The organism is Streptomyces sp. NPDC048297 (assembly GCF_043201585.1).
Classification (GTDB): Bacteria; Actinomycetota; Actinomycetes; order Streptomycetales; family Streptomycetaceae; genus Streptomyces.
In genome coordinates, this window is sequence record NZ_JBICZA010000009.1 from 155109 (window position 1) to 167396 (window position 12288).

Consider the following 12288-nt stretch of genomic DNA (forward strand, 5'->3'; position numbering starts at 1 on the left):
GTCAGCACGCCCCTCAGCCGAAGAAGTTCCGTACGTGCTCCAGGCCGTCGATCAGAGCATCGATCTCGGCCGGCGTGGAGTACAGATAGAACGACGCTCGCGTGGTCGCGGGAATTCCGTACCGCAGGCACACGGGACGCGCGCAGTGGTGGCCGACACGCACCGCGATGCCCTGCTCGTCGAGGACCTGGCCCACGTCGTGCGGGTGGATGTCGCCGAGCGTGAAGGAGATCGCCGCGCCCCGGTCCTCGGCCGTGGTCGGGCCGATGATCTTCAGGTCGGGGACCTCCCGCAGCCGCTTCACCGCGTACTCGGTGAGCGCGTGCTCGTGGGCGAGGATCCTGTCCATGCCGATCGAGTTCAGGTAGTCGATCGCGGCACCGAGACCGACCGCCTGGGCGATCGGCGGGGTGCCCGCCTCGAACTTGTGCGGCGCCGGGGCGTACGTCGAGGAGTGCATCGACACCGTCTCGATCATCTCGCCGCCGCCGAGGAACGGAGGCAGGTCCTCCAGCAGTTCCTGGCGGCCCCACAGCACGCCGATGCCGGTCGGGCCGCACATCTTGTGGCCGGTGAAGGCCACGAAGTCGGCCTGCAGGGCCTGCACGTCCAGCGGCATGTGGGGGGCGGCCTGGGAGGCGTCGATGCAGACGAGGGCGCCGACCTCCTGGGCGCGGCGCACGATCGCCTCGACCGGGTTGACCGTGCCCAGGATGTTGGACACCAGCACGAAGGAGACGATCTTCGTCTTCTCGGTGATGACCTCGTCGAGGTTGGACAGGTCGAGGCGGCCGTCGTCGGTGAGGCCGAACCACTTCAGCTTCGCGCCCGTGCGCTGCGCGAGCAGCTGCCACGGGACGATGTTGGAGTGGTGCTCCATCTCCGTGATGACGATCTCGGTCTCGTGGTCCACCCGGTAGGGCTCGTCGGCCCAGCCGAGCATGTTCGCCACGAGGTTCAGCGACTCGGAGGCGTTCTTGGTGAAGATCACCTCGTCGCGGCTGGGCGCGTTGACGAACGCGGCGACCTTGTCGCGCGCGCCCTCGTACAGCGCCGTGGCCTCCTCGGCGAGCACATGCACACCGCGGTGGACGTTGGCGTTGTAGCGCTCGTAGTACTCACTGAGTGCGTCCAGCACCTGGCGCGGCTTCTGCGACGTCGCCGCGTTGTCCAGGTACACGAGCTTCTTGTCGTCGTGGACCAGGCGGTCCAGGACGGGGAAGTCCTTGCGGATCGCCTCGGTGTCGAGGAGGCCCGGCAGCTGTGTCACGCGGATGCGCCACCCTTCACGTATGCCTCGTAGCCCTCGTTCTCCAGCTTGTCCGCGAGCTCGGGGCCGCCGGACTCGACGATGCGGCCGCCGGCGAACACGTGGACGTGGTCGGGCTTGATGTAGCGCAGGATGCGCGTGTAGTGCGTGATCAGCAGGGTGCCGACCTCGCCGGTCCCGCGGACGCGGTTGACGCCCTCGGAGACGATGCGCAGCGCGTCGACGTCCAGACCGGAGTCGGTCTCGTCGAGGATCGCGATCTGCGGCTTGAGCAGTTCGAGCTGGAGGATCTCGTGGCGCTTCTTCTCACCGCCGGAGAAGCCCTCGTTGACGTTGCGCTCGGCGAAGGCCGGGTCCATGTTGAGGCGCTCCATGGCCTCCTTGACCTCCTTCACCCAGGTGCGCAGCTTGGGGGCCTCGCCGCGGACGGCGGTGGCGGAGGTGCGCAGGAAGTTGGAGACCGAGACGCCGGGGACCTCGACCGGGTACTGCATCGCGAGGAACAGGCCCGCGCGGGCACGCTCGTCGACGGACATCTCGAGGACGTCCTCACCGTCGAGGGTGACGGTGCCGCCGGTGATCGTGTACTTCGGGTGACCCGCGAGGGAGTAGGCGAGGGTCGACTTGCCGGAGCCGTTGGGGCCCATGATGGCGTGCGTCTCGCCCTGCTTCACGGTGAGGTCGACGCCCTTGAGGATCTCCTTCGTGGCGTTGTCGGCCTCGACGGTGACGTGCAGGTCTCGGATTTCAAGCGTTGCCATGGGTGCCTCAGGACTCCTGGGTGAGGGAGGCGTGTACGTCGACAAGGACGCTGCCCCCTTCGATCTTTACGGGGTATACGGGGACGGGGCGCGTGGCCGGGAGGCCGGACGGCTTGCCGGTGCGAAGGTCGAAGGCGGAGCCGTGCAGCCAGCACTCGATCTGGCAGTCCTCCACCTCGCCCTCGGAGAGGGAGACGTTCGCGTGGGAGCAGATGTCGTAGATCGCGAACACCTCGCCCTCGGTCTGCACGACCGAGACCGGCGTGCCGTCGAGTTCCACCCGCTTCGGGGTGTCCTCCTCCAGCTCGCTCAGCTCGCAGGCGCGTACGAAGGTCATGCGACCGAAGCCTCCAGCTCCTCCTCGATCTTGGCGAGCAGGCGCTCCTCGATGTCCGCGACACCGATCTGCTGGACCAGTTCGGCGAAGAAGCCGCGGACGACGAGGCGGCGGGCCTCGAGCTGCGGGATGCCGCGGGCCATCAGGTAGAAGAGCTGCTCGTCGTCGAAGCGGCCGGTGGCGGAGGCGTGTCCGGCGCCGACGATCTCGCCGGTCTCGATCTCCAGGTTCGGCACCGAGTCGACGCGCGCGCCGTCCGTGAGGACCAGGTTGCGGTTCATCTCGTAGGTGTCCGTGCCCTCGGCCGAGGCCTCGATGAGGACGTCGCCGATCCAGACCGCGTGCGCCTCGTCGCCCTGGAGCGCGCCCTTGTAGACGACGTTGGACTTGCAGTGCGGGGCGTTGTGGGTGACCAGCAGACGGTGCTCCTGGTGCTGCCCGGCGTCGGTGAAGTACACGCCGAACAGCGCGGCCTCGCCGCCGGTGCCCGCGTAGGTGACGCGCGGGTGCAGCCGGACGACGTCGCCGCCGAAGGTGACGACCACGGACTTGAAGCTCGCGTCGCGGCCGATCAGCGCGTTGTGCTGGGCCACGTGCACGGCCTTGTCGTCCCAGTCCTGGACGGAGACGACGGTCAGCTTGGCGCCGTCACCGAGGACGTAGTCGACGTTGGTGGCGAGCACCGCGTCACCGGTGTGGTCGATGATGACGACCGCCTCGGCGAACGCGCCCAGCTCGATCACCTGGTGGCCGAAGGCGACCCCGCCCTCGCCGTGCACGGCGATACGGATGGGCTCGGCCAGCACCGTCTCCTTGGGGACGGTGACCACGCCGGCCTGCTCGAACGCCGAGTACGCCTGGGCGGCCACGCGGTCCACCGGGGTGCCCGCCCTGCCGATGCGCGCGTCGTCGCGGCCGACGGTCTCGACGACGACGCCCTCGGGGGCCTCGACGGTGACCTTCACGCCGCCGCCGTTCGCGACGGCGGTGCCGTCGTGCAGCCCGCGCAGGCGCTCCAGCGGCGTGAACCGCCACTCCTCCTCGCGGCCGTGCGGGACGGGGAAGTCCGCGACGTCGAAGGACGGGGGCGCGCTCATGCGCGTGGCGACGGTCGACTCGGCGGCCACCGCGATCTGGCCCGCGGTGGTCGAGCCCGCGGGGATATTCTGAGCCTCAGCCATGGCTGTCGTTGTGCTCTCTTCCTACGTCAGAAATCTGCGTGCTGCCGGCGGGGGCGGGGTCAGCCCACCGCGCCTTCCATCTGCAGCTCGATCAGCCGGTTGAGCTCGAGGGCGTACTCCATCGGCAGTTCCTTGGCGATGGGCTCGACGAAGCCGCGCACGATCATGGCCATCGCCTCGAACTCGGTCAGACCACGGCTCATCAGGTAGAAGAGCTGGTCCTCGGAGACCTTGGAGACGGTCGCCTCGTGGCCCATGGACACGTCGTCCTCGCGGACGTCCACGTAGGGGTACGTGTCGGAGCGGGAGATCGTGTCGACCAGCAGCGCGTCGCAGAGCACGTTGGACTTCGATCCGGCCGCGCCCTCACCGATCTCGACCAGGCCGCGGTACGAGGTACGGCCGCCGCCGCGCGCCACCGACTTGGAGACGATGTTGGACGACGTGTTCGGCGCCATGTGGACCATCTTGGAACCGGCGTCCTGGTGCTGGCCCTCGCCCGCGAAGGCGATGGAGAGCGTCTCGCCCTTGGCGTGCTCGCCCATCAGGTAGACGGCGGGGTACTTCATCGTCACCTTGGAGCCGATGTTGCCGTCGATCCACTCCATGGTCGCGCCCTCGTACGCCACGGCGCGCTTGGTGACCAGGTTGTAGACGTTGTTCGACCAGTTCTGGATGGTCGTGTAGCGGCAGCGGGCGTTCTTCTTGACGATGATCTCGACCACGGCGCTGTGCAGCGAGTCCGACTTGTAGATCGGCGCGGTGCAGCCCTCGACGTAGTGCACGTAGGCACCCTCGTCGACGATGATCAGGGTCCGCTCGAACTGGCCCATGTTCTCCGTGTTGATACGGAAGTAGGCCTGGAGCGGGATCTCGACGTGCACGCCCTTCGGCACGTAGATGAAGGAGCCGCCCGACCACACGGCGCTGTTCAGGGAGGCGAACTTGTTGTCACCGACGGGGATGACGGTGCCGAAGTACTCCTTGAAGAGCTCCGGGTGCTCCTTCAGCGCGGTGTCGGTGTCGAGGAAGATGACGCCCTGCTCCTCCAGGTCCTCACGGATCTGGTGGTAGACGACCTCGGACTCGTACTGGGCGGCGACACCGGCGACGAGGCGCTGCTTCTCCGCCTCCGGGATGCCGAGCTTGTCGTACGTGTTCTTGATGTCCTCGGGCAGGTCCTCCCAGGACTCCGCCTGCTTCTCCGTGGAGCGCACGAAGTACTTGATGTTGTCGAAGTCGATGCCCGACAGGTCCGAGCCCCAGTTCGGCATGGGCTTCTTCTCGAACAGGCGCAGGCCCTTGAGGCGGAGCTTGGTCATCCACTCCGGCTCGGACTTCTTCGCCGAGATGTCCCGGACCACGTCCTCGTTCAGACCGCGCTTCGCAGAGGCGCCGGCCTCGTCGGAGTCGGCCCAACCGTATTCGTACTTGCCCAGGCCCTCGAGTTCGGGGTGGGCAGTCTCCGTGGGGAGAGTCATGCGGGGTTCCTCCCGGCCGTGCTGGCAGAAGCGTGGTCGCTCTGATCGGTCTTCGAATTCTTGGGGATGAACGTCGTGCAGACGCCGTCGCCGTGGGCGATGGTCGCCAGTCGCTGGACGTGGGTTCCGAGCAGCTCGGCGAAGATCTCCGTCTCCGCCTCGCACAGCTGGGGGAACTGCTCCGCGACATGGGCGACCGGGCAGTGGTGCTGGCACAGCTGTTCGCCGACCGGTGCGCTGCGCGCCGTAGCAGCGTACCCGTCGGCGCTCAGGGCCCTGGCCAGGGCTTCGGTGCGCTCGTCCGGGGCGACGTTCTCGATCGCCTCGCGGTACACACCCGCCTGGGCGGCGATCCGGGCGCGGGCGAAGGCGGCGACCGCGTCGGGTCCGCCCTCGTGGTCGGCGATCCAGCGCATGGCGTCCGCGGCGAGCTTGTCGTAGGACTGGTCGAAGGCGTCCCGGCCGCAGTCGGTCAGGGCGAACACCTTGGCGGGGCGGCCTCGCGTGCGCGTGCCGTAGACGCGCTGCTCACGGGCCTCCACGACCTCGTCGGCAGCCAGGGCGTCCAGATGCCGTCGTACGGCGGCCTGGGTCAGCCCCAGCCGGCCGGCCAGTTCGGCGACGGTCGACGGGCCGTGGTCCAGGATGGACCGCACGACCCGGTTGCGCGTCGAGCGATCCGAGCGCATCCCAGCCGCGAGCTCTTCCTGGGGGGTCCCCATGGGGGTCTCCCGAGCCTCGTCGACGTTTTTCACAACGCCATTGTTGCGTAATTCCTCCGGGCCTGACAAGCGCCATCCGGATCAACGCCGGTGCCCTGCATCACTTAGGCATACCTAATCCGACCTGCGGAAACGATCTTCTGATCGATCATTCCGGCCCCCCTCACCGGCCGAGCCGACCTCCCCCCACCAGCCGAGCCGGCACCCCTTCGCCGGCCGAGCCTGCCCCCTCACCAGGCAAATCGGTGGCACCGGGCACGCCCCGTCGGGAAGACTCCGCCCCATGCCGACATCGCCTCCGCGCGGCCCTCTCGTCACCCGCGACAGTGCCGGCGCACAGCTGCGCGCGCTGGGCGTCGAGAGCGGCGAGATCCTCCTGGCGCACTCCTCCCTCAGCGCCCTGGGCTGGGTCAACGGAGGCGCCGTCGCCGTCGTCCAGGCCCTCCTCGACGCCCTCGGCCCCGACGGCACCCTCGTCGTCCCCGCCCAGTCCGGCGACCTGTCCGACCCCGCCGTGTGGGGGAACCCCCCGGTGCCCGAGGAGTGGTGGGACCGGATCCGGGCCACGATGCCCGCCTACGACCCCCTGCTCACCCCCACCCGCGGAGTCGGCGTGATCCCCGAGACCGTGCGGACCTGGCCGGGCGCCCTGCGCAGCGCGCACCCGCAGACCTCCTTCGCGGCGCTCGGCCCGCGCGCCGCGGAGATCACCGGGGGTCACGCCCTCGACTGCCGGCTCGGCGAGCGCAGCCCGCTGGCGCGGCTGGAGAAGCTCGGCGCCCGTGTCCTGCTGCTCGGCGCGGGCTACGACGCCTGCACCGGCTTCCACCTCGCCGAGTACCGCATCCCCTCCCCGCACGTTCAGGTCGGCCGGCCCGCGCCGGGCGGCGGCTGGGAGCGGGTGACCGAGGTGTCGATCACCTCCGACCGCTTCGACGAGCTGGGCCACGACTTCGAACGGGACCGGCCGGTCGTGCGCGGAGAGGTCGGCGCGGCCACCGCACGCCTGTTCCCGCTGGCGGACGCGGTGGCCTACGCGGAGCGCTGGCTGCCCGTGCACCGTCCCCGTGAGGACGAGTTCCCGCACCCCCGCGCCTGAGCCCCGTTCGGCGTACCTAGACTCGGGGCCATGCGAAGTGAGCCTGTCGTCCAGGTCCAGGCCCTGGTGAAGCGGTACGGCACGAAGACCGCGGTGGACGGCCTCGACCTGGTGGCCCAGGCGGGAGTCACCGCCGTACTCGGCCCCAACGGGGCCGGGAAGACGACCACGATCGAGACCTGCGAGGGGTACCGGAAGCCGGATTCCGGCACGGTGCGCGTCCTGGGCCTCGATCCGGTACGGCAGTCCGCCGAGCTGCGCCCCCGCGTGGGCGTGATGCTCCAGTCCGGCGGCGTCTACTCCGGCGCCCGCGCGGACGAGATGCTCCGCCACGTCGCCAGGCTCCACGCGCACCCGCTGGACGTGGACGCGCTCATCGAGCGCCTCGGGCTCGGCTCCTGCGGCCGTACCGGCTACCGGCGGCTGTCCGGCGGCCAGCAGCAGCGGCTCGCGCTCGCCATGGCCGTCGTCGGACGCCCGGAGCTGGTGTTCCTGGACGAACCGACCGCCGGCCTCGACCCGCAGGCCCGCCGGGCCACCTGGGACCTGGTCGGGGACCTGCGCGCCGACGGCGTCTCCGTGATCCTCACCACTCACTCCATGGACGAGGCCGAGCAACTCGCCGACGACGTCGCGATCATCGACGGCGGCCGGGTCATCGCCCACGGCTCCCCCGAGGAACTGTGCAAGGGCGGCGCCGAGAACACCCTGCGCTTCACCGGCCGCCCCGGCCTCGACGTCAGCTCCCTGCTCAAGGCGCTCCCGGCCGACAGCACGGCCGCCGAGCTGACCCCGGGCAGCTACCGGGTCGTCGGCAAGGTCGACCCCCAGTTGCTCGCCACCGTGGCCTCCTGGTGCGCCCAGCACGGAGTGATGCCGGACCGCATCTCGGTGGAGCGGCACACTCTCGAAGACGTCTTTCTCGAACTCACCGGCAAGGAGCTGCGCTCGTGACCACCGTGACGGGTACCTACGCCCCCAGGCCGGGCGCCGCCCCGCTCGTGCGCATGATCGGGGCGCAGGCGGCGCTGGAGACGAGGATGCTGCTGCGCAACGGCGAGCAGTTGCTGCTGACCGTCGTGATCCCGACGCTGCTGCTGGTGCTCTTCAGCTCCGTGGACATCGTGGACACCGGCAAGGGCGAGGCGGTCGACTTCCTCGCCCCCGGCATCCTGGCGCTCGCCGTGATGTCGACGGCGTTCACCGGGCAGGCCATCGCGACCGGCTTCGAGCGCCGCTACGGCGTGCTGAAGCGGCTCGCCTCCTCCCCGCTGCCCCGCTGGGGCCTCATGACCGCCAAGACGGTGTCCGTGCTGATCACCGAGGTCCTCCAGGTGATCCTGCTGACGGTGATCGCCTTCGCACTGGGCTGGTCCCCGCACGGCGACCCGCTCTCGGTCCTGCTGCTGCTCGTCCTCGGCACCGCCGCCTTCTCCGGGCTCGGGCTGCTGATGGCGGGCACGCTGAAGGCCGAGGCCACGCTGGCCGCCGCCAACCTGGTCTTCCTGCTGCTGCTCGTCGGCGGCGGGGTGATCGTGCCGCTCGACAAGTTCCCGCCGGCCGCGCAGGACGTCCTCGGTCTGCTGCCCATCTCCGCGCTGTCGGACGGCCTGCGGGACGTGCTCCAGCACGGGGCCGGGATGCCGTGGGGCGACCTGGGGATCCTCGCCGGATGGGCGGTCGTGGGGCTGGCCGCGGCGGGCAGGTTCTTCCGCTGGGAGTAGGGGCCCGGCCGGGAACGGAGGTTCGGCTCGGACCAGGCGCTCGGCTCGGACCAGGCGGCTCGGTCGACCTCCTTCGGGGGACGGAGCGGGACCCTCGTGAACAGATGCACAAGCGGCGCCCTACGATGGTGCACGTGCCAAAGCTGACCCGCGCCGACGCCGTAGCGGCCCTGCGCAACCCGCTCGCCCTCATCGCAGCCCACTGGACCCCGCATCCCCGGACGGTCCAGCGGGCGGCCCTCGCCGCACTCGTCATGGCCGTGGTCATCGTGGTCACCGGCGGCGCCGTCCGGCTGACCGGCTCGGGCCTCGGCTGCCCGACCTGGCCCACCTGCACCGACGACTCGCTGACCACCACCAGCGCGATGGGCTTCCACGGCGCCATCGAGTTCGGCAACCGCATGCTGACGTACGTGCTGTGCGCGGCCGTCGGCTGGGCCATCGTCGCCGCGCGCGCCGAGAAGCCGTGGCGGCGCGGCCTGACCCGGCTGGGCTGGGCGCAGTTCTGGGTGGTCATGGGCAACGCGGTGCTCGGCGGCATCGTCGTCCTGGTCGGCCTGAACCCGTACACGGTCGCCGCCCACTTCCTGCTGTCCTCGGCGCTGATCGCCGTCGCCACGGTGACGTGGGAGCGCACCCGGGAGGGTGACGGGGCGCCCCGGCCGCTGGTCGGCAAGGCCGTGCGGCAGCTGGTGTGGTTCCTGGTGACCGCGTCCGTGCTGCTCATCGCGGTCGGCACGGTGGTGACCGGCGCGGGCCCGCACGCGGGCGACTCCAGCGAGGTGGACCGGATCAACATCAACTGGGAGACGGTCTCCAAGCTGCACGCGGTGCTCGCCTGGATCGTGGTGACGCTGACGTTCGCGCTCTGGTTCGTGCTGAAGGCGGTCGACGCCCCCAAGGGCCCGCTCGACCGCACCCGCGACCTCTTCCTGATCCTGCTCGGCCAGGGCGTCATCGGCTACGTCCAGTACTTCACGCACCTGCCCGAGGCCCTGGTCGGCCTGCACATGTTCGGCTCGTGCCTGGTGTGGATCGGCGTGTTGCGCGTCCTGCTGTCCCTGCGGGAACGCCCGGCGCTGGAGGCACGCCTGCCGGATCAGGCGTACGCCGCCACGAGTTCGTCGATCGCCGGTCCCAGGTAGGACCGGGTCACCTCGGCACGCCGGACGAGTCGGCGATCGGCCTGGCGATCGGTCCGGTGGTCGGCCTGGCGATCGGCCCGGTGGTCGGCCGACGGTGCGGTACGGCCGTACCGCCTGCGCCGTATGTCCTCGACGACTTCCGCGGGGGCACCGAGCCGGGGCAGTTCGTCCAGGGCCTCCCGCTTGGAGATCAGCCGTCCCTCGCGCAGGGTGAAGGTGGCGCGGGCGAAGGTCAGCAGCCCCAGGTCGACCCAGACGTCCTGCCGCCACAGCCGCGCCTTGCCGACCGCCGGCCGCCAGTAGTCCCGCTGGTCGCGTACGACGAACTCGTTCAGCTCGTGCGCCGGCACCGGTGGGAGCAGGGCGCCCGGCGCCTCACCGTGCAGCACCCGCCCGAACCGGTGCAGCTCGCACCGGGTGACGGGGGTGACCGGGCGGCGCATGACGTGTCCGTGCGCCCAGGTGAGGTGCGAACGGTCCGGGTCGGCGAGCGTGGCCCGGGTGACGTAGCTGCAGTGCAGTGCGGCGGCGAGCGGTTCGGTGCGCAGCCGGCGGTGCAGCGTCACCGTCTGCCGTACGGCCGCGAGCCCGACGGGGCCGGGCAGCACCGCGATCAGGTCCAGGTCGCTGCGGCCCTCCTGGTAGTCCCCGCCGGCCAGGGAGCCGTGGGCCCACAGGGCGAGCGGTCGTAACGGCGCGAGGCCGTGCAGGAAGCGGTCGATGAGCGCGTCGGTCGCCATCGGCTCAGTCTGGACGGCTCACGTCAGCCCGTACACCCGGCGCGCGTTGTCCGCCGCGACCATCCGGGCCACCCGCTGCGCGTCCCCCAGGGACCAGGCGCCGTCCGCGACCCAGGTGCCCAGCACCCGGCCCAGGGCCTCACGGAACAGCTGGGCGCCGACGACGTGCAGCTCGGGCAGGCCGTGGGCGCCGCTGGAGAAGAGGATCTTGCCGAACGGGGCCAGCTCCAGGATCTCCGCGAGCACGGTGGCCGCGCGGGCGCCGGTGCGCACGAGGGCCGCCCCCGAGTCCGCGTACACGTGCGGGAAGACACCGGCCAGGTGGGCGGCATGACGGTGGTACGGGTAGCCGTGCAGCAGGATCAGGTCCGTGCCGAGGCCCGCGGTGGCCCGCACGAAGTCGGTGAGCAGCACCGGGTCCGTACGGTCGATGCGGGAGCCCGCTTCACCGAGTCCGGCGTGCAGTTGGAGGGGCAGCCCGGAGGCGACCGCGATCCACAGCAGGTGCTGGAGCAGGACCGGGTCGCAGAGTGCGCCGCCGACCGGCCGGCCGGACAGCCAGCGGCCGGCCGCGCCCCGCACCTCGCCGGGTCCCGGGGGCTCGGGCGCGAGGGCGAGTCCGTTCCTGAGCCCGGCCACCGAGGTGAAGGCGACGGCCTCCCCGGCGGCCCCGTGCACGGATTCGGCGAGGTTGGCGAGGAAGGACTCGACGGTGCCCGAGGTGTCCGCGACCTGTTCGGCGAGGAGTTCCAGGCGGACGATCTCGCGCGCCTCGGCGTCCGCGGCGCAGGCCATCTCGGCGGGTCCGGTGAGGTCGCCGGGCAGGCCGGTGTCGACGAGGTAGGTGGTGATGCCGCTGCCCCGCAGCAGTCGGCGGCCCGCCTCCAGGACGCCCAGTTCGCGGCGCCGGGCCAGATAGCGGGCGGGCGCGCAGTGCGGTTCCAGGCCGAGCAGGGGCGGGCACCAGCGCCGCACGGCGAAGCCGGTCTGGGTGTCGAAGAGGGTGGTGCCGGGTGCGGGCGGCCCCTCGGTGCGGGCGAGCTGGGCCTCGAACGTTCCGAGGCCCAGCTCCGTGCGCAGCACTCCGTGGCAGTACTGGTCCACGAGGGACGACGTTTCGATCACCGGGGCTCCCCCGCAATGGACGCTGCGCGACGCCGCGCTGTTACCCGTCCTAACGGGTGAAACCGCGTTCCGGTGGCGGCAGTCGCCCCGAAGGGGCGCGGAGCCGTGCGGAACATGCGGCTCCGCCGCGGGACGCGACCGGCAACGACGAACCGGCGGTCAGCGGACCGAGCGAACCGGCGGTCGGTGAACCGAACGTACCGGCGGTCAGCGAACCGAACGAACCGGGACTCGACGAACCGGCGGTCGGCGAACCGAACCTACCGGCACTCGGCGAACCGGCAGTCGGCGTACCACCGGCACCGCCCGAGAGCTAGCCGCCGATCTGGATCCCAGCCATCCGCTTCCACTCGTACGGCCCCGTCTTCACCTTCGCCGCGAACTCGCCGTCGAAGGACTCGTGCACGGTGATGCCGGCCTTCTCCACCGCCCGCTCGGCGATCTCGAGGGTGGGGGCCACCAGGTTGCCCCACTCGCCGTCCTCGCCGACCAGGGCGATACGGGCGCCGCGCTCGCCGATGTAGGCCACCTGGCCCTCGGCGCCGCCGTGCGACGCCGCGAACGTGCTGATCTGGTGGGCGAGCTTCGCCGCCTTGCGCTCGGCCTTGGGGTCAACCTGCTGCGTGTCTGCCATGGCCAGGATGCTACTCAGCGGTAGATCAAACGGCGACGGGAGGGGTGCGTGGCCTTGACCACGCACCCC

The 12288-nt window shown here is 70.9% G+C and carries 13 protein-coding genes; 4 read left to right on the top strand and 9 right to left on the bottom strand.

What is annotated here, in order from left to right; translation table 11 throughout:
• Positions 1–13 precede the first annotated feature (13 nt).
• The 6 genes from ACGFYV_RS12635 to ACGFYV_RS12660 are packed head-to-tail and all read right to left on the bottom strand — an operon-like array spanning position 14 to position 5785.
• Positions 14–1270: a cysteine desulfurase gene (locus ACGFYV_RS12635; RefSeq protein WP_393878354.1), complete on the bottom strand. Its 1257-nt coding sequence runs from the start codon at positions 1268–1270 to the stop codon at positions 14–16.
• The gene (sufC, locus tag ACGFYV_RS12640) at positions 1267–2031 is read right to left on the bottom strand and encodes a Fe-S cluster assembly ATPase SufC (RefSeq protein ID WP_393878355.1); all 765 of its coding nucleotides are present in this window, start codon (positions 2029–2031) and stop codon (positions 1267–1269) included. The genes ACGFYV_RS12635 and sufC overlap by 4 nt, the downstream gene beginning before the upstream one ends.
• Before the next feature lie 7 nt (positions 2032–2038).
• On the bottom strand, positions 2039–2368 hold the full coding sequence (locus ACGFYV_RS12645; protein ID WP_393878356.1) for a non-heme iron oxygenase ferredoxin subunit: 330 nt from the start codon (positions 2366–2368) through the stop codon (positions 2039–2041).
• Positions 2365–3549, bottom strand: coding sequence for a Fe-S cluster assembly protein SufD (gene sufD, locus ACGFYV_RS12650; RefSeq protein ID WP_393878357.1), 1185 nt, complete (start codon positions 3547–3549; stop codon positions 2365–2367). The genes ACGFYV_RS12645 and sufD overlap by 4 nt, the downstream gene beginning before the upstream one ends.
• Before the next feature lie 59 nt (positions 3550–3608).
• Positions 3609–5030 carry a Fe-S cluster assembly protein SufB gene (gene sufB, locus ACGFYV_RS12655; RefSeq protein ID WP_393878358.1) on the bottom strand — a complete coding sequence of 474 codons (1422 nt, stop codon included), beginning with the start codon at positions 5028–5030 and terminating at the stop codon, positions 3609–3611.
• The gene (locus tag ACGFYV_RS12660) at positions 5027–5785 is read right to left on the bottom strand and encodes a helix-turn-helix transcriptional regulator (protein WP_393878359.1); all 759 of its coding nucleotides are present in this window, start codon (positions 5783–5785) and stop codon (positions 5027–5029) included. The genes sufB and ACGFYV_RS12660 overlap by 4 nt, the downstream gene beginning before the upstream one ends.
• A gap of 250 nt (positions 5786–6035) precedes the next feature.
• On the opposite strand from ACGFYV_RS12660, the gene ACGFYV_RS12665 reads away from it, so the two are divergent.
• The 4 genes from ACGFYV_RS12665 (at position 6036) to ACGFYV_RS12680 (ending at position 9720) form a co-directional block, all read left to right on the top strand.
• Positions 6036–6851: an aminoglycoside N(3)-acetyltransferase gene (locus ACGFYV_RS12665; RefSeq protein ID WP_393878360.1), complete on the top strand. Its 816-nt coding sequence runs from the start codon at positions 6036–6038 to the stop codon at positions 6849–6851.
• 30 nt (positions 6852–6881) lie between these two features.
• Positions 6882–7805: an ABC transporter ATP-binding protein gene (locus ACGFYV_RS12670; RefSeq protein WP_393878361.1), complete on the top strand. Its 924-nt coding sequence runs from the start codon at positions 6882–6884 to the stop codon at positions 7803–7805.
• Between the two features lie 53 nt (positions 7806–7858).
• Complete coding sequence (locus ACGFYV_RS12675) at positions 7859–8575, top strand: ABC transporter permease (RefSeq protein WP_393878436.1); 717 nt, start codon at positions 7859–7861, stop codon at positions 8573–8575.
• 125 nt (positions 8576–8700) lie between these two features.
• Positions 8701–9720 carry a heme A synthase gene (locus tag ACGFYV_RS12680; protein WP_393878362.1) on the top strand — a complete coding sequence of 340 codons (1020 nt, stop codon included), beginning with the start codon at positions 8701–8703 and terminating at the stop codon, positions 9718–9720.
• Here the strand turns inward: ACGFYV_RS12680 and ACGFYV_RS12685 are convergent.
• The 3 genes from ACGFYV_RS12685 to ACGFYV_RS12695 form a co-directional block, all read right to left on the bottom strand.
• On the bottom strand, positions 9675–10460 hold the full coding sequence (locus ACGFYV_RS12685) for a nucleotidyltransferase (RefSeq protein WP_393878363.1): 786 nt from the start codon (positions 10458–10460) through the stop codon (positions 9675–9677). The two genes, ACGFYV_RS12680 and ACGFYV_RS12685, sit on opposite strands and share 46 nt — an antisense overlap.
• An 18-nt stretch (positions 10461–10478) precedes the next feature.
• Positions 10479–11585 carry an amidohydrolase family protein gene (locus ACGFYV_RS12690; RefSeq protein ID WP_393878364.1) on the bottom strand — a complete coding sequence of 369 codons (1107 nt, stop codon included), beginning with the start codon at positions 11583–11585 and terminating at the stop codon, positions 10479–10481.
• Positions 11586–11898: 313 nt separating this feature from the next.
• Entirely contained in the window at positions 11899–12219 is a 321-nt protein-coding gene (locus tag ACGFYV_RS12695) for a hypothetical protein (RefSeq protein ID WP_393878365.1), read from the bottom strand.
• Positions 12220–12288 lie beyond the last annotated feature (69 nt).